We start from the raw sequence: 20,222 nt of genomic DNA, 5'->3' as shown, positions 1-20,222 counted from the left end.
CGCTGTACCACGAAAAAGCCCGCAACTGTGCGGGCTTTTTTGTCCATCAGGCTTCGCTCGGCCGTCGAACTAGCGAACCGGAGTCATCGCATTGGCTCGAGCCGTGTGAAGCTTCCGGTAGCTGTCAATGAGCCGCTGGTGGCGATCAAGCCCTTCCAGTTTGGTGCTGGTAGGCGTCAAGCCGAAGAAGCGCACGCTACCGTCCAACGACCCGATCACCGCATCCATCCGAGCATCGCCAAACATTCGGCGGAAGTTGACCTCGTAATCATCAAGTTGCAGCTCCTCGTCCAGCTCCACCTCCAATACGACATTTAACGCCTGGTAGAACAAGCCGCGCTCGACGGTGTTGTCGTTGAATTGCAGAAAGGCCTCAACCAGCTCTTTGGCTTCTTCGAATCGCTGCAAGGCGAGATAGATCAACAGCTTCAACTCAAGAATAGTGAGCTGACCCCAGGCGGTGTTGTCATCGAACTCAATCCCGATCAATGTCGTGATGTCGGTGTAGTCATCCAGTTCGCTTTCTTCCAGACGCTCGACAAGTGCCTGCAAACCGGCATCGTCCAGGCTGTGCAGATTCAGAATATCCGCACGGAACAGTAGCGCTTTGTTGGTGTTATCCCAGATCAGATCCTCCACCGGGTAGATCTCGGAATAGCCGGGCACGAGGATGCGGCAAGCCGTTGCGCCCAGATCCTCGTAGATCGCCATATAGGCTTCCTTCCCCATCTCTTCGAGGATGCCGAACAAGGTGGCAGCCTCCTGGGCATTGGCGTCGTCGCCATCGGCCGTGAAATCCCATTCAACGAAATCGAAGTCTGCTTTGGAGCTGAAGAAGCGCCACGACACCACACCGCTCGAATCGATGAAATGTTCCACGAAGTTGTTCGGCTCGGTCACCGCGTTGCTTTCGAAGGTCGGCTGAGGCAAATCGTTGAGCCCTTCGAAACTGCGTCCTTGCAGCAACTCCGTGAGGCTGCGCTCCAGCGCAACTTCGAAGCTCGGATGAGCGCCGAAAGAGGCAAATACGCCACCGGTACGAGGGTTCATCAAGGTGACGCACATTACCGGGAACTGCCCGCCCAGCGAGGCATCTTTGACCAGCACCGGGAAGCCTTGCTCTTCCAGCCCCTTGATGCCCGCTAAGATGCCGGGGAATTTTGCCAATACGTTCTGAGGAACATCCGGCAGCGCAATTTCACCTTCGAGGATTTCCCGTTTAACGGCGCGCTCGAAAATTTCTGACAGGCATTGCACCTGAGCTTCGGCCAGTGTGTTGCCGGCACTCATGCCATTGCTGAGAAACAGGTTTTCGATCAGGTTGGATGGGAAATACACCACCTCCCCATCCGACTGCCGGATATAAGGCAAAGCGCAGATGCCACGCTTTACATTGCCAGAGTTGGTGTCGTACAAATGCGAGCCGCGCAAATCTCCGTCGGGGTTATATGTTTCCAGGCAATACTCATCGAGTATTTCCGCCGGCAACGCATCCTTACGGCCAGGCTTGAACCAACGCTCGTTCGGATAATGAACGAACGCGGCATTGGCAGTATCTTCTCCCCAGAACTGATCGTTGTAGAAGAAATTACAGTTGATCCGCTCGATAAATTCGCCTAGCGCCGACGCTAAAGCACTTTCCTTAGTGGCGCCTTTCCCGTTGGTAAAACACATCGGCGAATGCGCATCGCGGATATGCAGCGACCAGACGTTCGGCACGATATTGCGCCACGAGGCGATTTCGATCTTCATGCCAAGATCGGCCAGGAGTCCGGACATATTGGCGATCGTCTGCTCCAAAGGCAGATCCTTACCCGCTATATAGGTGCGCGCCTCTGATTCTGTGCCGGGCAGCAGCAAGGCCTGCGCATCGGCGTCTAGGTTCTCGACCTCTTCAATGACGAACTCCGGCCCGGTTTGCACCACCTTCTTGACGGTGCAGCGCTCGATTGAACGCAAGATGCCCTGACGGTCCTTATCGGAAATATCCGCAGGCAACTCGACCTGAATCTTGAACATCTGGTTGTAGCGATTCTCCGGATCGACAATGTTGTTCTGCGATAGACGGATATTTTCGGTAGGAATACTGCGAGTCTGGCAATACAACTTTACGAAGTACGCGGCACATAGCGCCGACGAAGCCAGGAAATAGTCGAAAGGCCCCGGTGCCGAACCATCGCCTTTGTAACGAATTGGCTGATCGGCGACCACCGTGAAATCATCAAACTTGGCTTCGAGCCTGAGGTTGTCGAGAAAATTAACCTTGATTTCCATGCGGGATTACCAGAACGATACATTTGATCGCCATTATCCGGCTTCCAGGCTAGATGTCTTTTTCTTTTCCGAAAAAGCAGTTCGCAATCAGGCGCTCTTTCCGCGGCCCAAACGTCGCTGCGATGCATCGCGACGCTGCCTAACCGCCGGAAAATGAAAAGGCCCGCATCGCTGCGAGCCTTGACTTCATTGGTGCCGGTGAGAGGAGTCGAACCCCCGACCTTCGCATTACGAATGCGCTGCTCTACCTACTGAGCTACACCGGCGCCGAGCGGCGCATTATCGAATTTCGCCGGTGCGGACTCAAGCCCGCACCGGCGAAACAGACGCTATCGTCGACCTAAGTCGACTCGGCGTTTGCGCTGCGTTATATACCCGCTGACGTCGTACCGGTAGTACCGGTCGAGCCGGAGTTCGAGCGGTTGCTATCGCTGCTGTTGCTGACGTCCTGCTTGACGCGATTCGCCACTTCTTCACCTTTGGCGGAAGCTTTTTGATAGCCCTCTTCCGCTTTGTGGCGAAGCTGATCGGTCATGCGATCGCTGGCCTCACCGAGCATTTCGTCTTCACGACGGGATGGTGGGACCGATGCAGCAATCAAAGCGCCCAATGCGATACCGATCGCACCAAGAGCCAAGGGCTGTTCCTGCAACAGCTGGTTGAATCCGCCACGTGCCCGGTCTGCACCACCGCGAAGCCGGGCGGATGCCTGACGACTGGAGTCGCTTGCTCGAGTGCGCGCACTGCCCAACGACTCGGAAACGCTCTGACCCATATGGCTGGCCTTTTCTTTCATGCTGGCACCTTGCTGCTTGATGCCAGCGGTTTTGGCGGACAGCTTGTCACCCATCGACGGGCCATTCGAACCAGTGTTGTAACCCGCTGTGGTGACGTTGGAATGAGGCTGGCGATTCTGCCCAGCCATCATCCAGATCAGGCCGATCGAGGTGAGCACGGTCGGCACCGGATTGGCCTTTACCGTATTGCTCAGGTTACTGAAGAACTCGCCACCGCCGCCTTTGACGTAGCCCAGCGCGGTATCAATCAACTCACCGGGAGAGAGCTTGTTTTCAAGCGCATGAACAATGTTGCCGATCTCGGTACGGGTCTGATCGATCTCTCGCTCTAGCTCGTCCGGATCCTTTTGCGCTTCGGCATCAATCTGATTACGTGTGCTCATGATGTGTGCCCCTTCACAGCTTCTTTATCCTTGTTGACCGAATGAATGGTGCGCTCCGGCTTGAACGAAGAAGCCTGAAACTTCTTCTTGCCGGACGACACCATGATCAACCCGATAACCACTACGACAGCGCCAACGATCAGCGCGGCGAGCCAAGGCTCGACCACGTTGCTCAGCCCGTATACGGCCGACATCAACAGAACGATGAATCCGCCGAGAAGCACTGCACCGCCGGTAGCGACGCTGCCGGCACCCGCTTTGGTCGCGCGGATCGACTCGGTCATTTCAGCCTTCGCCAGCGCCAGCTCCTTGGTGATCAAGGATGGCACTTCGTGCGTTAGCTGACGAAGCAGGCCACCTACAGAGGTGTCGTTTTCGGCGCGGTGGCCAGGCTCCACAGTCGTATTGGCTGTGGAGGTCGTGGTCGTTGTCTTACGTGCTTCGCTCATGGGAAAAGTCCTCCGTCGGTACCCTTGCCGTCGCGGCTGGTAGTGGAACCCGTGCTGCTGGAGCCAGCGTTTGAACCAACACCCAACCCATTGCTGGTATTGGCGCCAGTGCGGGTGCCCGTCCCAGTGGAGCCTGTGCCAAGGCCTGTTCCGACGCCGGTAGCTGAACCGGTTCCTACAGAAGTTCCGGTGGTCGGCCTGGAAGTGCTGGTTGCAGAGGAAACGCCTGCATTGCTAACACTACCGATAGAGCCGGGCTCGCCTGTGCTGAGACGATCGTTTAGCTCATCCTGATCGGAGCTGTGATGGCTGCTGGAGCCACTGGCTGCACTGCTGCTCTGATGGCCATAATCTTCTTGCGAAGCGCGCTTGCTCGAAGCGCGGGCAAAACGGGTAAGGCCGAAGCCCAAAGCCACACTCCCCGTGAGGAACAGAGCGGGGTTGTTTCGTGCAAGACGATTCACGTCTTGGAACAGCTCGTCCACGCTCTTGCCACGCAGGCTGTCGGAGAACTGCACCATGCTTTGCGCCATATCGGAGACGTAGTTGGACAGCCCGAGGCGGTCTTGCCCTTCTAGCTCTTGAGCAGCAGCTTTAGCACTTTGGGCGACTTTCTCAATTTCATCAGCTGCGGTTTCCCGATAGCCTTCCAATTGAGATTTGCCCTGGGTTTTCACCTGATCGGCCGCTTGACGAGCTTTCGCCTTCGCATCTTCAGCGGCATGTCCGGCAGTGCTGGAGCCAGTAGTGGAGCTTTGGCTTGTATCAGAGGTATGGCTTCCACTCGACCCCATGTTCGAGCTCGTCGAACTGGTGGCGTTAGAGCCAGTGGAGCTGGTTGTGGAATTGGGGCCGGTCTTAGGTTGGCCACCGTAACCAGTAATTTCTTCGTCGGGTGTAGTCATTTGATTCACCTTTTATATGGCTTGGCCGGAAGACCACGGTCCGTAGGGACACAGCAGGAGCGGTGAGCCGCGAACTGTGTATTTTCGGTGCGCACATATATGGTGACCGGGGGTAGATTTTTGAGTTCCATTCTTTTGGGACCATGAGAAGTGCCCTTCGCAAGCTTATGAAAATTAAACACGAAATGAACTTCGGGCACTCCACCAAGTGGCACTTCGCCAACCATTTAGCTCTATCCCGCATGAATACTGTGTTAAAGCGAAGCGGCGACTAACAAGCGAAACGACAACATATGCAATCCTTGTATGTATCGCTGATTGCCAAACTCATCTCGCGAGAGTTTTAGAGCGGAACCGCAGCCGACGAACTGCACCGTTATTCGCCCGACAAGAATTACCCAGACAATAAAAAACGGGCCCGAAGGCCCGTTCTTTAATATCAGTCGCTGTTACATCGGACCGATGGTGGAGCATGTCTTCTTGGCAGCGGCATGCTTTTGCAGCGGAGCCAGCTGAGGACGATGCTTACCGCTCGACACGTCCAGCGCCATGATGTTCTCACCCCAGCGAGGACCGGCAGCCCAGTAGGTGCTCGGGATGCAGTTCGCGTTCAGGTAAGCCAGCAGGTTGTCAGTCGCGACCACAGCAGATGGAGAGAAGTCCGGAATGCCGTGCTCACCAAGGAACCCGCGCAGCTTGTTCGCCTTCAGCCACTCGACCCAAGGCTTGACCCGCTCGACACCCAGCATCGGAGCGAAGGTTTCAGCACGCTTGGTGTAGGTACCCGAGTAGTCGAAGTCCAGATACTGGTGCGCTTCGTACACCAGGTTGTTCTTCGGATCACGCATCCACGGATCGTTGATCAGCGAGGTGTTGTACTTCTGCCAGTGGAAGGCGCTGGAGTAACGGTCACCGGCGATCATGATCCACTTGGACGGATCGATCTTGCGGATCGCCTGCCCAGCAGCCTGAGCCGTCTGCGGCCAGAGGTTGTTACCAGTGTTGTAAGGCTCGTTCATCAGACCGTAGCCATACAGCGCAGGATGCTTGGACACCGCTACCGCAATCTTGCGCCAGGTCTCGGCGAACTGGGCGCGCGGCACTTCCGGCGAGTTAATTACCTTGCCGTAGTAGCGATAATAGTTGTGCATATCAAGGACGACCTTGATGCCGTACTTCTGTGCGTAATCCAAGGACTGCTTGATGCGGCCCAGTTCAGCTGCGTCCAGTTCGGTACCCAGCTTGGGCTGGATACGCTCCCAGAGGAAGCCCAGGCGAATCAGCTTGAAGCCGAGCCCGGCGTGACGCTTGTAGTAGGACTCGTCCGCGTAGGTATAGCCCTTGTTGTAGATACCCGGAACAGTACCTGGATCGAACACACCCGAACCGAAGTTGACACCCACAAGATTAATACCGCTGCCATCACTGACTACTGGGGCCGGAGCAGGTGCTGGAGTCGGGGCTGGTGCAGGGGTCGGCGCCGGAGCAGGCGCAACGGCCGCTGGCGGCGTAGCGGTGCCGGTGCTGCCGGATACAACACTGATGGTCTTGGGATAGCCGACAGCGCTGGCGGACAGGGCGGTGCCTTTGAGCATGACAGAGAGATGAGCGCCTACGTCATAGACCGCAGCGACCGTCCGTACCTGGCCATCGGCCAACTTGACCGATGAACCGACCACGAACGCGGCCTTGTTTGCACCGGTGTCCGGGATCGAGAAGCCGGCGGACTTGCGATAGATGCCATTCTGCCAATCGGTGTTGGTGAAGCTGTTCATCGAAGCGGTGTAGGTGCTGCTAGGTGCGCTGGGGGCGGTTACAACCGGAGCCGGGGCAGCTGGCGCGCTAGGGGCTGCAGTCGCAACCACGGTGCTGACGGTGCGCGGGGCGCCGACTTTACCGCCATCCAGCAGGCCACCATCGACATAGATGCTGAGGTTGGCTCCAACCTTGTAGACCCGGGAAATCTTGCGCACCTGGCCGTCAGCGAACTTGATCTGAACGCCCGGCTTGAATGCCGCGATGGAAGCCGAAGTGGCCGGTACGGACAACGCGGCGGTGCGGCGCCAAACGCCGTTAAGGAAATCGTTACTGGTGAACTTGTTGATCGAAGACGTGAAAGCGGTCGAGGAAGACGTACTTGCTGTGACGGCAGCAGCCACTTCGCCTGTAAAGGTAACAGCACTGAATACTGCAGCGAGCGCGATAGAACGAACGAGTGCCTTAGGGGCGCCCATAAATACATTGGTAGACATCTAGTCTCTCCGAAACTTAATACTTCTAAAGGCCGGAGCCTTTAAAAAAGTGGCGGGAGTTGTAATTAAGTCGTACAGGCGCTTGGGGCAGATGCATCACTTGCGCAACCGGACGAACCGCGTTGCAACGACACCGGATCACCAGTAGTGGAACCCGGCAATCCGTTGCGTGGCGTCTTTATAATAGGTTTCCAAAACTATTCAAAATCTATTTGACGGATTTAGATCGCCAATCCTACGTCACAATTTTGACCGGCCATTAATCCGCTATTATTTCGTGGCTTAGTGCCACTACTGCAAATAGGGTTTAATCCGCTTTAGCCCGTTGCGCTTTCACCTACCACAGCGTCATTTTTTTGAATTTTCAAACCGATCGCTAAGTAAAGGCCTTTTAATTTACCCGACAAACGGTAGGCGTAAGGAAGCCTGATTTCCGGTCGCTGATAGAGGAGGAAGCAGCGCTTCCCTTCCTGAAAGAAGGCGTGGCTATGGCGAAATCAACGATGGAGAAACGACCTATGGCGCAAGAACGATTCGAAAAGGGTGACCACGTACGCTGGAACTCTGAAGCCGGGCATGTGACGGGGCGCATCGTCAAAGTGCATACCCGAGATACCGACTATAAAGGCCACACGCGACACGCCAGCCCGGAAGACCCTCAATACGAGATCGAAAGCGACAAGACCGATCACGTCGCGATGCACAAGGGCGGCGCGCTGAGCCGGATTAAATGAGCCCGGTTCAGCCCCAGCAGATCTGGACCGTCGGCCATTCCACCCGCACAACCGAGACCTTCATCGCCTTGCTGGAGCACTACGGCATCCGGGCCATCGCCGATGTGCGGCGTTTTCCGGGCTCAAGGCGGTTGCCGCAATTCATGTCGGCAAACCTCGAAGCGTCGCTCGCCGAGCACGGGATCGCCTATGAGTGGATCGAAGCGCTGGGGGGCCGGCGGCGGGCCACGCCGGGACCGAGCGCGAGTGCATGGCGCAATAGCTCCTTTCGTGGCTACGCCGAACATCTGCACACCGACGAGTTCGCCTGCGGGATACAACAGCTGTTGCGCTTGGCAGCCGAGAAACCCACCGCGATCATGTGTGCCGAAGTGCTCTGGTGGCGATGCCACCGCTCCATGGTGTCGGATGTTCTGAAGTTGCGCGGCGTCGAAGTGCTGCATATCCAGGACGAACAACGTCTGACACTGCACCCCTATACCTCGCCAGCAAGACTCAACCACGGTGAGTTGGTTTATGACGTGGGCATAGGGCAGCCGCTTAAGACATCCGGGCCAGGCATTAGCTAGCGCCTATGCCATTGCAAGAGCAAGCAGGACGTGGCGTGCCTACAGATGCTCCGACCGTATCTATCAGCTCCCCATGCGAAAAGACCTTCGGCGCTGATCAGAACGCGTCGATACCGTCGGTGCGACAAAACTGCCTACCCGCCGCAGAAACTTTTTCAGGGGAGCAGCTTCTTATTGCCGGATGCACTTCAAGCATCACGCGGCATGATCGGCTCTAAGAATGGTGCTCCGTAGGGACCACGCGTGCCGCCCAGGCGACTCGCCCACAGGGAAGGGAGTTCAAGTGCATAGCGTCCTTATGGGCAAACTGCTTGCAGCGCGGCAGCAACTGGGCGGAAACGCCTCCGCCAAGGTATTCAAGGGCATGGCGACTCTGGCCGTCGGCAACGGCTTGGCCCGGGTTGTTGGCCTCGCATCCATCCCGCTCCTCACTCGCATCTACAGCCCCGAGCATTTTGCTGTCCTGTCGGTCTTTACCGCGCTGCTGCTGATTCTTACCCCCATGATGACGCTGCGCTACGAACTCGCGGTTCCGCTGCCCAGCAGGGACGGTACTGCGATGACGCTGATGGTCCTGTCCGCGGTCTTCGTTGCCGCGACAACCGTAATTGTGAGCATTCTGTTGTGGCTTGCTGGCCCCGCTTTGCTGACCTTGGTCTCGATGGAAGCGCTGATGCCGTATCGCTGGATGCTAGGGGTCGCACTGACGAGCGCGGGTCTCTATGAGGTGCTGTTGATCTGGGCCGTACGCCGACGCGCCTATCCAGCCATCGCACGCACCCAGCTGCAGCAGAGCGCTGTGGGTTCGATTGCCAAGGTGGCGCTGGGACTGCTGGGTTTGAAGCCGGTCGGGCTGCTGGCTGGCCAGGTGTTAGGGGCTGGCGCGGGGACAATCAGGCTAATACGGTTGTTCGAGGCGGATATGAAGCGCTACTGGCGCCAGGTCACCCTGTTACGGGCCTGGCGGCTAATGCGGCACTATCGAAGCTTTCCGACCTACCGCCTGCCTTCACAGTTGCTGCAGATTGTCTCCAGCCAGGCGCCTTTGCTGCTGACCGCGGCCCTCTACGACCCGCAAACGACGGGTCAACTCGGGCTGGCCATGATGACGCTGGCTTTACCGATGAATCTGCTCGGGCATTCGACCAGCAAGGCGTATTACGCTGAAATCGCTACGATTGGACGTAAGCGCCCCGCGGAAATCCGCACGCTGACCTATTCGGTGATCAAGCGGTTGCTGGCGCTCGCGCTGGCGCCGACGCTAGTACTGCTGCTCTTCGGCGAGCGAATATTTGCGTTGGCGTTTGGCACTGAATGGACGATGGCGGGCGAGATGGCGTCGTTATTGGCGATTTATCTGCTGTTCCAATTCATGCATGCGCCCGCTTCGCATCTGCTTTCGGTCTTCCAGGGGCAGCGGCTGCTCTTGGCATTGAACATACAACGGGCCGTGCTCACCCTCGCCTGCTTCGCCAGCGGTCACCTGCTTGAGTTGCCGATTACTTCAGTTTTGCTGGTTTACGCCATCACGCTCTCGGCGCATTACCTGTTCAGCTTGCTGATGTCGTTACGTGTGATTCCACGATAGCCGTCATCACCGCCTTTCTGCCGCAACCTTCCATGGCCATACGACAGACAGCGGGGATGGCTCAGGGCTCGCGCTTGAGCGCGTTCCAGTCGTCTACACGGCGAGCACTGGAGAGTGCGTTACGCGACAGGTAATAGAAGAAGACGGGTATACCGATGGCATAACGCTTGAACAGCCGGCGCGGCTCGATGAGCATGCGGAACGCCCACTCCAACCCCAGGCGGCGAAAGACAACGGGGGCACGGGGAAAACGCTGTGCCGAAAAGTCCAGAATGGCGCCGCCGCAAATCAGCAGCGCACGGGTATCCATGGCCTTCTGCAGGTGCAGCGCAACGCGCTCCTGCTTGGGCATCCCCATGGCCAGCACGATGATTGGATAGCGACCAGGCACGTGGTGCTTCTGGTAGAACGCCAGATAATCCTCGGGCGCCTTGAAGCCATCGATGGCATGGAAATGCCTGTTTCCGAACAGATTGCGCGCACCCTCGCTGAGCCAGGGTTCACGGGTGCCCATGGCAAACAGCTCGTAGCGGTCTTTGGACTCGCCTACCAGATCCTCGATCAGCTCAGGAATGAAGTCTGACCCGTTGAGGTTGGCCTTGGGATCGCGCCCATTGAATGAGCAGGCCATCTTGATGCCGATCCCGTCGCGCAGGAGGTAGTTGACCTGCAGAAAGCTATCCAACACCGCCGGCTGACGCTGCGCAATGTTGTAGCCGTGCTGATTGAGAAAGCCAAGAATCGTCGGTGAGTCACGCTTTTTCAGTTCAGAGATGAAAGGACCTGTATCGGCTTCTTCCAATAGTTTCAGCTTCCCTATCAAAGGATCCATCCTTTTGGTGAGGGGATTTTTCATAAATAGATTCTCTGTCTGTAACCCGTGAAAAAAGTTGTTGGCGTCCGACAGCAATCTTGGTGGTCGTGCGCCGCCAGGCGGAAAGATTCGCCTGTCAAAAATGAACAATGCCTGCCGTCACCGGACAAACGAAGCAACCGCAGCCGCGGTATCGTCCCAAAGAGCAGAATGAGGTAGTGAGATGTTAAGGACACGCAGCGCTTCGGACCGGTCAAAAGGAATACTCCTCGGACTCACGCTTGCCCTCTCGAGTGCCGTTGGCTACGCAGAAAATATCGATCTGATTGGATTGAATATTGGCGGAGCCGCATTTTCCGGTAATGTCATCCCCGGAAAATATAAAACAAATTATTTCTTCCCTGCGCCCGGCTACCTTGCCCAGTGGAAAGCCAAGGGTATCGAGACCATCCGCTTCCCCATTATGTGGGAGCGCCTGCAACCAGCGTTGAACGCCGAACTTGACGAGGACTACGCGGAACTGATCGACCAGACTCTGCAACAGGCCGCTCAATACGACATGCGCGTCATCCTCGATATCCATAACTATGCCCGTTATCGCAAGCAGATAATCGGCACCGAGGCCGTGCCGATATCGGCGTATGCCGATCTGCTCGAACGTGTGGCCAAGCGTTGGAAAGATGAAAAAGGTCTTTATGCCTACGACATCATGAACGAGCCACATGGCGCCGATGAATACTGGCCGGCCGCCGCTCAGGCCGGTATCGACGCCATCAGAAAACATGACCAGAAGCGGCCCCTGCTTATAGAGGGCAACTTCTGGTCTAGCAGTTATCGTTGGCCGAAATTCAATGATCCGTTGTTGCAACTGAAAGACCCCTCCGACAAGTTGATATTTTCAGCTCATCTGTACATCGATAAACACGGCAGCGGACATTACAAGGAGCCGCTGGAGAAAAACTTCGACACCATGCTAGGCGTCAAGCGAGTCAAACCCTTTATCGACTGGCTGATCGAGCACGACAAACAAGGCCATATCGGCGAGTTCGGCATTCCCGCCGATGAACCTCGCTACCTCGAAGCCATGGATAACTTGCTGGCTTATCTGCAAGAGCATTGCATCCCGATCACCTACTGGGCGGCGGGCTCTTCCTGGGGCAAATACAAACTATCCGTCGAACCCACCAAGGACGGCCGAGACCGCCCCCAGTGGGATGTACTCAGCAAATACGTCGGTCAGGGCGAATGCACTCGCATCGGGCCTAACCACTGACTGTATTCACGCGGACGGCAGGTTGGTTGCACATCATGGATACACAACCAACCTCGCCTTCAACTCTTCGATGATGGCGCTACGGGCGCCCACCTGCTCAATATCGACTTGGCCTTCCCAATCAGTTTCGCTTTGAGACTGTGAGTTTTCCGTAGCGTATTGGCCTTGAGGTTATAGACCTGCCCAGGCACATACATCTCATTGGTCTCAATGCAGTAGACCGGCTTGCGGCTGAGCTTCATGATCTCGACCGCCTGCCTAACTTCGCTTTCGACGAACAGCCGTGTCAGCGGTTGATTGGCATACACTTCCGCCTTGAACTTGTGATGGATGTTCAAGCGCCGGCGTTCTTCGGCGGTAGGCAGATCCAGCATGTGCAGCGTTCCGTACTGCACGCCGTTGCGTTCCAGCCATTCTTCCGTTTCGGCGCGATACTTCTCCAGCCGGCTGGTCACCAAGTGCGCGACCTTGACCGAGGGAATGAACAAAGGGCGCGTGCAGCTGAGAAATTCCCGGTAGTTCGGCCCGTCGTCGTTCTCTTCGTTGGTCGGGTCGACACAGAGCACACCGTCGATATCCAGGCACGCTTGCGCCAGGTAAGGATGGTGCATGACGTTCCATTCGAAGACCCGAGGCTGTTCGACGAGCTCGAGATGAAAGTCAACATGGTGCCGATTATGTTTCTCGGCAAATACCGCCATGGTCACCACCTGGCCGTCATAGCTCGCACGAACCTGTTCTTCCGCGGCACGCATCGACTTGGCCGAAGAAATACTGTCGTCAACCAGCAGAATCTTTTTCGCCTCCCTTGGTTTGACCAGTTCAGCGTGCTTGTAGGTGCGGGTACTGCCCTTCTTCAGGTCGTCGTTGCGCAGGAATGAGTAGAGATCCGTCAACGGAAGATTCTGTTTCAGCGCAATGATGCTGGCGACCAACATCCCACTTCTTGGTATGCCGACAACCAGATCGACATCGTTGGGAATCTTGCCGGCACATTCTGTACTCAGCCGCGACAGATCATTCAGGCTTCGGTAATTCATCGAACTCTCTCCTGCACCCTGTTCTTTTGACAGTCCATTTTTCTTAGGTCGGTTACCTGTTGCTCAGCGCCCCAACGAGGCGCGCAATTGCTTGGAATGCGTATGCACGTAATGCAGCGCATAGAGCGCTAACGCATTAGGTTTGGAAAAATTCAGAAAGCGCTGCCTGATATCCATGTCTTCACGAATCGCCTCGAAGCGTCGTTTATGTGAAACACCGGTTGTATCGAAAATGCACAGCGGGAAAGGCAACTGAAGAACTTCAGCTTGCAGGTCCAGTCCTTGGAGAAATTCGAGCAGCAAGCAGTAATCGGCCGACAACTTGTAATCCAACCGGAACTTGAACCGCTGCAGCCGCTCGTTCTCGAAGTACATCGTTTGATGGCTAGCCGGCAAACCAAGCGGTGCGCGATCAATGGGCCGAGCGGCGGTACGCTTCAACTCGCCGCTAGCTTCTTTGCGATAAAAATCGCCGTAAATGAATTTTGGTTCGACGGTGGCTTTCGTTAATTCTTCATTGATCCGCTCAAGTACATTCGGATCAGCAAAGGAATCGCCACTGTTTAGAAACAGGGTATAGCCGGGGGTCTCAACGGCTCTTTGACGCCCTTTTTCCATTGCATCGTAGATGCCTTTGTCCGGCTCTATTGTGATTTCTGCCTGACTGTCATCCAGGCTTCGCAGCCACTCGCCACTACCATCTTTTGACGCACCGTCAATCACGATCCAGCGAAAGTTCCGGTAAGTCTGGCTGGCCAGGCTCCGATAGGTTTCCTTCAGGCCATCAAAATTATTCCAGTTTATAGTTACGATACTGAAACTGACCATAATTCACCTGTTCTAGATTTGCATTGAGAGGAGCATCCGCCATCTGTAACTTGGCGTAATAGAGGAAGAACGCAGCCGCCATTCCATACACGTCGCCCGAGAACGTCAGCGCGTTGGACAGCGTGATATTCAGCATGCTCACCACGAACGAAAGCTGTAATGCGGCAAGAAGGTTGCCCTTGTCCGAACACTGGCGCATGACCCAGATAAAGCCGCCATAGAACATCAGGACTACGACTGGCGTCAGGAAACCGTAGCGGTGATAGACGCCGAATATTCCGACATCCGCCAGATAGAAGTGCGAGTTATAGATCCTTGAGAACCCGCCATTCCATTGCAGGGACAGCGCGCCCATACCGAAATAATTGTTGGCGCTAATGGCGTCGAGAATCACCGAAACAGTCGTGTCGCGCACCCCAGGTCCGGATGTCGCATCGAACAGCAAGGCGTCGAAGCGTGCGAACTGCTCGTGATAAAACTCCGGAACCAGCAGATACGACACCACCAGAACCATCACACCCAGCGCACTCAGCTTCATTAACGAGTCGATACGCTTGCGGAAAATCCATACCCCGGCCAGCGCCCAGACCAGCATGGTCTGGCGTGTTTGCATGACCAACCAAAGGTAGGCGACGAAATAGAGAAGAATGGCCAGCCGCCCAAGAGTGACGCGGTCCTTCATGCTGTACATCACCATGAACACGGCAACGGTCACGAACGGCGAGCCGATACGAAAGCGGTTCGGGCGCAGCAGGTCTTCATACTGCGTCCAGTCATCGACGGTGAACGAGGCAACCTGGTTCTGGGGAATGATCCCCAAGTAGTAGGCAAAGCCCAGCGTCGCGCAAAACAGTGCGACATAGAGAAAGTACTTCGCCAGCTCTTCCTGGGTGGGAGATGCCTTGACCAACAAGAACAGCGTCGGGAAGAACACCAGGTACTGGAAGAAACGACGTTCTTCCAGCAAGCCATACGCTAGCGGCTGACCGAAGTTCAGGTTGGCGAGTACCGCCGAGATCACTGGTAACAGGCAGCCCATGAAAATGATCCACAGGCTCGTCTTGGACTGATAGACCCATTTCCACGCCACGAACAGACAGGCCGTTGCCGCCACCACCAGCAGCAAGAACAGCTCTTGGAAGTACGCGATCCCGGCCCGTTTGTCATCCGTCAGGAAGAAGCAGGTCGAGTTCAGCAGTAACAGGATGAACAACAGATTCTTGTACGCCAGAACTTTCCTTAACAAGCGCTCTCTCCAGTATCCGATTGACGTGGCGAAACATAGAACCGAGCAGCCCATCCTGATGACTTGGATGAGGCGGCCCACTGCGGCGAGGAAAACGTGCGCCATGGATGGACAACAGCAGCGGAAGAAAGGTCCGCGGCCGCAAGATGCATCCCTGGCGGCTACTCTTTTCGGTCAGTGACGCGCCTGGTGCTGGTTTTCGACGAACCAGCGATAGGCGTCGCGCAGACCATCTTCCAGGCTGATGCTCGACTGCCAGCCCAGTGCCTTGAGGCGCGAGACATCCATCAGCTTGCGCGGCGTGCCATCCGGCTTGCTGCTGTCGAACTTCAACTCACCCTGGTATTCAGTGACCCGCGCAATGGTTTCCGCCAGTTCGCGAATGCTGCAGTCCACGCCAGTACCGACGTTGATGTGCGAAAGCATCGGCTGGGTGTGGGCCTGGTAGGTTTCGTCGTCCAGTTCCATCACGTGCACGCTGGCGGCGGCCATGTCGTCGACATGGAGAAATTCACGCTGAGGCTTGCCACTGCCCCAGATCACCACTTCGTTGTCGCCACGCTGGGTCGCTTCGTGAAAGCGCTTGAGCAGCGCTGGCACCACGTGGCTGTTTTCCGGATGGAAGTTGTCGTTGGGACCGTAGAGATTGGTCGGCATGACGCTGCGATAGTCCCGTCCATACTGGCGGTTGTAGCTTTCACAGAGCTTGATGCCGGCGATTTTCGCAACCGCGTAAGGCTCATTGGTCGGCTCGAGCACGCCGGTCACCAGCGCCTCTTCTTTCATCGGCTGCTCGGCATGCTTTGGATAGATGCAGGACGAGCCGAGGAACAACAGCTTGTTCACATCGTTGACGTGCGCTGCGTGGATGATGTTCGCCTCGACCATCAGGTTCTGATAGATGAACTCGGCCGGATAGGTGTTGTTGGCGTGGATACCGCCGACCTTGGCCGAGGCCATGTACACCTGATCGATTTTGTTTTCAGCAAAGAAGGCATTGACGGCCGCCTGATCGACCAGATCCAGCTCTTCACGACCGCGCGTGATGAGGTTGGTGTATCCCAGCGCTTGCAAGCGCCGGACGATCGCAGAACCCACCATGCCACGATGTCCCGCAACGAAAATACGTGCGTCACGATTCATATTCAGTTCTCCACACTCACTGGAATTTCGAAACCGTGCTCTTTGAGCAGGGCATGGCGCTGGGCGACCTTGAGGTCCTCACGAACCATTTCGGCGCACATTTCCTGCACGCTGATCTCAGGCGTCCAGCCCAGCTTGTTCTTGGCATTGCTCGGATCGCCCAGCAGGGTTTCCACTTCCGCGGGACGGAAGTAGCGCGGATCGATACGGACAACGACGTCACCGACCTTCAGTGCCGGCGCCTTGTCCCCTTCGATACCGGCAACGATGGCGCGTTCTTCGATGCCGCTCCCTTCGAAGCGCAGCTCAACGCCCAGCTCGGCAGCCGACCACTTGATGAACTCACGCACCGAGTACTGCACGCCGGTGGCGATGACGAAGTCTTCGGCCTGATCCTGCTGCAGCATCATCCACTGCATGCGCACGTAGTCTTTGGCATGTCCCCAATCGCGTAGCGCATCGAGGTTGCCCATGTGCAGGCACGTCTCGAGCCCCTGGGCGATGTTAGCCAGGCCCCGGGTGATCTTGCGCGTCACGAAGGTCTCGCCACGGCGTGGCGACTCGTGGTTGAAGAGAATCCCGTTGCAGGCGTACATACCGTAGGCTTCGCGGTAGTTCACGGTGATCCAGTAGGCATAGAGCTTGGCCACCGCATAAGGAGAACGCGGGTAGAACGGCGTGGTTTCCTTCTGCGGAATTTCCTGGACCAGGCCATAGAGTTCGGAAGTCGAGGCCTGGTAGAAGCGTGTCTTCTTTTCCAGGCCCAGCAGGCGAATGGCTTCAAGGATGCGCAAGGCGCCCATACCATCGACATCGGCGGTGTATTCAGGCGACTCGAAGCTGACCGCGACGTGGGATTGCGCACCGAGGTTGTAGACCTCGTCCGGCTGGACTTCCTGGATGATGCGGGTCAGGTTCGACGAATCGGTCAGGTCGCCGTAGTGCAGCACGAAGTTCTGGTCTTCAACGTGACGGTCCTGATAGATGTGGTCGACCCGCTGCGTATTGAACGACGACGCACGGCGTTTGATGCCGTGTACCTCGTAGCCCTTTTCCAGCAGAAACTCAGCGAGATAGGAACCGTCCTGGCCAGTAATTCCGGTGATCAGCGCGCGTTTCTTTTCCATTTCAGAGTACCTGTAGGTTCCAGATGACGAGAGGGGTATTGAGTTGATGCTGAGCAGACAGCGCAGAGGCGACCAAGCGCTCTGCCCCGCCTTGCAGCTGATTGAGTCGATAGTTGGCCGTTGACGTTAACGGGGCGTTACCGCCCTGCCCGGCGCGGACGAACGGACTGTTCATGCGAGCATTTCCTGGTACAGCGCCTGGTATTGACGGGCAATGACGGGGCTGTCGAAGGTGGTCAGGATTTTTTCTCGCGCATTGAGCACAAGCTGCGGATAGTCTGCCTCTCCGCTGATCCACTCGACGCCTTCTGCCAGACCCTGAGCGTCAAAGGGCGCAGCCTTATAACCGTCGTGCTTGTGCGTCACGATGTCCTTCGGCCCTGTGGCATCGAAGCACACCACGGGGGTTCCGCAGCCCATGGCTTCGGCCAACGTCTTGCCGAACGCCTCCATCAGGCTCGGCGCGATGAAGACATCTGCCGCCGAATAAAGCAGGCGCAGCGAGATGCTGTCATGCAGGTAGCCGAACGAGGTGTAGTCGAACCCCAAGCCGTCGGCGACGGACTGGTCGAGCTTGCCGAAAAAGCACAGGTGGTACTTGGCCGGGTCCAGGTGCGTGAGCATCTCCAGATATTTGCCAAAGCCCTTATAGGTATCTTTTGCGCTGGTGCAGCCGGTCAGGATGATTTTCTTCTCGGTCTCGATACCAAGCAGTTGCCGCGCCAGCTGTTTGTCCAGCGGAAAGAACTCACTGGCATCGACGTTGTTGTGGATGGTGCGCACGTCGAAGTCGCGGAACAGGAGACTCTGCCTAGCCTGCTCGGAAACCCAGTCGCTGATGCCGATCATCTTCATCGACTCGGGCAGGTACTTGCGCTTGCGGTTGAGTACGAAACGCGACAGGTCTCGGTCGGAGTTGCTGCCAAGCTGATCGCAACTGCCACAGCCGGTGGTGAATTTTTCACAGCCCATGGCGTAGTGGCATCCGCCGGTCATTGGCCACATGTCACGCATGGTCCAGACAACGGGCTTGCGCAATTTGGCGAGGTGCTTCATGTCGACGAAGCCACCGTTGACCCAATGCAGATGCACCACGTCCGCCTCACGGCATGCTGTGCTGTCAGTGAAATCGGCGCCCATGACGCCAGCGCTGAACATGCCGGACTGGCGCTTGCGGTAGACGCTGGCAAACGCCTGGTCAGCCTGACTTCTGGCAATGCTGATGATCTTGTCTTTCTTGCTGCGACTGACCGACACCACCGAGGTGTCGCCATGAGTTTGCTGACTGTTGGTGTAGACGCGCGAGTCGACACCCAACGAGCGCAAGCCCTGGTGCAGCCAGTAAGCACCGCGTGCGGCGCCCCCGGTCAGTTCGCCAGCAACCAAATGTAAAACCTTCATCAATCGAAACTCTCTTCTGAATGCTGGGCGTTCTGCTGAGCCGCGTACCACCTGCGCGATGCAATCAGCACGATCACCATCAGCGACGAATAGATGACGATGCTCGCGACGGCGAAGGCCTGCACGGTGGCCAGGGCGCTGCCGATCAACAGCGCACCGCCGAACAGCGACAGCACGCGCAAGCTGGTGCTGAATATTTCGAACAACAGGAAGCGGGCCTGCAGCGACAGCGCCGGGACCGCAACCACGCATGGACGCGAAACGAAGATCACGTACTCGGCCAAGGCCAGCCAACGGGCGTACTCGCCAGCCACATGCCACTGGTCACCAAACACCAGTGCAAACAGCCATGGGCCAAACACTGCCACCAGCGAAAACGGCACCAGGCCAACCAGACCCAGCGCGGCGGTTGCCTTCAGCAGCATCGCGGCGACCGGCTCGCGGTCGTGGATGGCACGGCTGATGCGCGGGTAGTACACATCGGCGACCGACTTGCCGATCAGATTGGTTGGCATCGTCAGCGCCTGCTTGCACAGAGCGAAGAAGCCCGCGGCAGCCGGTCCGAAATAGGCAGCAAGCACCAGCGTCGGCAAATGCTGCGACACGGCGTTGATTAACATCACCGGCGCACGAAACCTTGGGAAGTCGCTGTGCCTGCGAGCCAGTTCGAGCATGCCGGGGCTGCCCTGCTCGGCGTCTTCCGCATGGTTATCCGCATGGGGTTTGGCGCGCAGCATGGCCAACGCGAGCATTGCCGCATGCAACGCTTGTTGCAGGGCGGTGGTGCAGACCAACACCAGAGCAGAGGACTGCACCAGACCAGCGACGGTCCGCATCGAGTTGAAGAACAACGAATGCCCCACCGCCACACTTGCGGTGATACGAAAACGCTGGGTGCGAAACAGCCACTGCTGGCAAATCTCAAGCGCCGCGCCGCAGAACATCACGAACGGGATGAGCATCAGGTATGGCTGAATGATCTCGATCTCGAGCGTTCGGGCAAGCTGATCGCCAAAGAAGTACAGCGCCAGAGCGACCACTGTCGACAGCGACAACGCAGTAGCCAGTGCCAATCGCACGAGACCTCGCGCATCGCCATCGCGCTTGGGCAGCACAATGGCAATGGGATAGGTCAACGCCGCCACCGGTATCAGCATCATCGTGACGCTGAGAAAGGTGCCGAGTACCCCATACGCTTCTGGACCATAAATGCGCGTGATCACCGGCATGAACGCCAGGGTGATCGCCTGCGCACCGGCGGTGCCAGTCACCACGGTCAGGATATTGCGCAGCAGCTTGCTGCGCATGCTTGCCTGCAGCAGCGCAGCCAGTCTTTCCCTGACCGGGGACGAAGTGCGCCGCATGCTGGACTGATCGATGGCGCTCACTCGCTGCCCCT

Annotated in this window: 17 protein-coding genes and 1 tRNA gene; 4 read left to right on the top strand and 14 right to left on the bottom strand. The window is 57.0% G+C overall.

All coding sequences use genetic code 11. From position 1 onward, the window contains the following. Positions 1–69: 69 nt before the first annotated feature. The 6 genes from C1896_06505 to C1896_06480 all read right to left on the bottom strand — a co-directional run bounded on the left by C1896_06505 (position 70) and on the right by C1896_06480 (position 7,060). Positions 70–2,274: an OsmC domain/YcaO domain-containing protein gene (locus C1896_06505; protein ID AZZ44597.1), complete on the bottom strand. Its 2,205-nt coding sequence runs from the start codon at positions 2,272–2,274 to the stop codon at positions 70–72. A 190-nt stretch (positions 2,275–2,464) separates the two neighbouring features. Further along, positions 2,465–2,540, bottom strand: a tRNA-Thr gene (locus C1896_06500). 101 nt (positions 2,541–2,641) lie between these two features. Further along, entirely contained in the window at positions 2,642–3,454 is an 813-nt protein-coding gene (locus C1896_06495) for a DUF3618 domain-containing protein (protein ID AZZ44596.1), read from the bottom strand. Then, positions 3,451–3,903 carry a phage holin family protein gene (locus tag C1896_06490; protein AZZ44595.1) on the bottom strand — a complete coding sequence of 151 codons (453 nt, stop codon included), beginning with the start codon at positions 3,901–3,903 and terminating at the stop codon, positions 3,451–3,453. Before C1896_06490 ends, C1896_06495 begins: the two co-directional genes overlap by 4 nt. Further along, complete coding sequence (locus C1896_06485) at positions 3,900–4,808, bottom strand: hypothetical protein (protein ID AZZ44594.1); 909 nt, start codon at positions 4,806–4,808, stop codon at positions 3,900–3,902. The genes C1896_06490 and C1896_06485 overlap by 4 nt, the downstream gene beginning before the upstream one ends. Before the next feature lie 449 nt (positions 4,809–5,257). Beyond that, on the bottom strand, positions 5,258–7,060 hold the full coding sequence (locus C1896_06480; GenBank protein AZZ44593.1) for a cellulase: 1,803 nt from the start codon (positions 7,058–7,060) through the stop codon (positions 5,258–5,260). A gap of 518 nt (positions 7,061–7,578) precedes the next feature. Between C1896_06480 and C1896_06475 the strand changes: the two genes are divergently transcribed. From C1896_06475 to C1896_06465, 3 genes are all read left to right on the top strand, one after another. Continuing rightward, on the top strand, positions 7,579–7,794 hold the full coding sequence (locus C1896_06475; GenBank protein ID AZZ44592.1) for a DUF2945 domain-containing protein: 216 nt from the start codon (positions 7,579–7,581) through the stop codon (positions 7,792–7,794). Further along, entirely contained in the window at positions 7,791–8,363 is a 573-nt protein-coding gene (locus tag C1896_06470; protein ID AZZ44591.1) for a DUF488 domain-containing protein, read from the top strand. The genes C1896_06475 and C1896_06470 overlap by 4 nt, the downstream gene beginning before the upstream one ends. Positions 8,364–8,583: 220 nt before the next feature. Then, positions 8,584–9,951, top strand: coding sequence for a hypothetical protein (locus tag C1896_06465; GenBank protein ID AZZ44590.1), 1,368 nt, complete (start codon positions 8,584–8,586; stop codon positions 9,949–9,951). Positions 9,952–10,012: 61 nt separating this feature from the next. Here the strand turns inward: C1896_06465 and C1896_06460 are convergent, their stop codons facing one another. After that, a complete protein-coding gene (locus tag C1896_06460; protein ID AZZ44589.1) occupies positions 10,013–10,783 on the bottom strand; it encodes a glycosyltransferase in 771 nt (256 codons plus the stop codon). 205 nt (positions 10,784–10,988) lie between these two features. Here C1896_06460 and C1896_06455 point away from each other — a divergent pair, with 205 nt between their 5' ends. Continuing rightward, positions 10,989–12,038, top strand: coding sequence for an endoglucanase (locus C1896_06455; protein ID AZZ44588.1), 1,050 nt, complete (start codon positions 10,989–10,991; stop codon positions 12,036–12,038). Positions 12,039–12,097: 59 nt separating this feature from the next. Here C1896_06455 and C1896_06450 read toward each other — a convergent pair whose 3' ends face one another. The 7 genes from C1896_06450 to C1896_06420 form a co-directional block, all read right to left on the bottom strand. After that, positions 12,098–13,078 (bottom strand): phosphoribosyltransferase, encoded by a 981-nt coding sequence (locus C1896_06450; GenBank protein ID AZZ44587.1) that lies wholly within the window; start codon positions 13,076–13,078, stop codon positions 12,098–12,100. Positions 13,079–13,141: 63 nt separating this feature from the next. Continuing rightward, positions 13,142–13,906 carry a glycosyl transferase family 2 gene (locus C1896_06445; protein AZZ47552.1) on the bottom strand — a complete coding sequence of 255 codons (765 nt, stop codon included), beginning with the start codon at positions 13,904–13,906 and terminating at the stop codon, positions 13,142–13,144. Next, complete coding sequence (locus tag C1896_06440; GenBank protein ID AZZ47553.1) at positions 13,869–15,113, bottom strand: hypothetical protein; 1,245 nt, start codon at positions 15,111–15,113, stop codon at positions 13,869–13,871. Before C1896_06440 ends, C1896_06445 begins: the two co-directional genes overlap by 38 nt. Before the next feature lie 213 nt (positions 15,114–15,326). Then, positions 15,327–16,295: a GDP-fucose synthetase gene (locus C1896_06435; protein ID AZZ44586.1), complete on the bottom strand. Its 969-nt coding sequence runs from the start codon at positions 16,293–16,295 to the stop codon at positions 15,327–15,329. A gap of 2 nt (positions 16,296–16,297) precedes the next feature. Then, positions 16,298–17,422, bottom strand: coding sequence for a GDP-mannose 4,6-dehydratase (gene gmd, locus C1896_06430; GenBank protein ID AZZ44585.1), 1,125 nt, complete (start codon positions 17,420–17,422; stop codon positions 16,298–16,300). A gap of 171 nt (positions 17,423–17,593) precedes the next feature. After that, positions 17,594–18,823: a glucosyltransferase gene (locus C1896_06425; GenBank protein ID AZZ44584.1), complete on the bottom strand. Its 1,230-nt coding sequence runs from the start codon at positions 18,821–18,823 to the stop codon at positions 17,594–17,596. Then, complete coding sequence (locus tag C1896_06420) at positions 18,823–20,211, bottom strand: polysaccharide biosynthesis protein (protein AZZ44583.1); 1,389 nt, start codon at positions 20,209–20,211, stop codon at positions 18,823–18,825. The genes C1896_06425 and C1896_06420 overlap by 1 nt, the downstream gene beginning before the upstream one ends. Between the last annotated feature and the right edge of the window lie 11 nt (positions 20,212–20,222).

The organism is Pseudomonadaceae bacterium SI-3, assembly GCA_004010935.1.
Classification (GTDB): domain Bacteria; phylum Pseudomonadota; class Gammaproteobacteria; order Pseudomonadales; family Pseudomonadaceae; genus Stutzerimonas.
The sequence above is the reverse complement of the archived record's forward strand: the minus strand, read 5'-3'. Positions and strand labels throughout refer to the sequence as shown.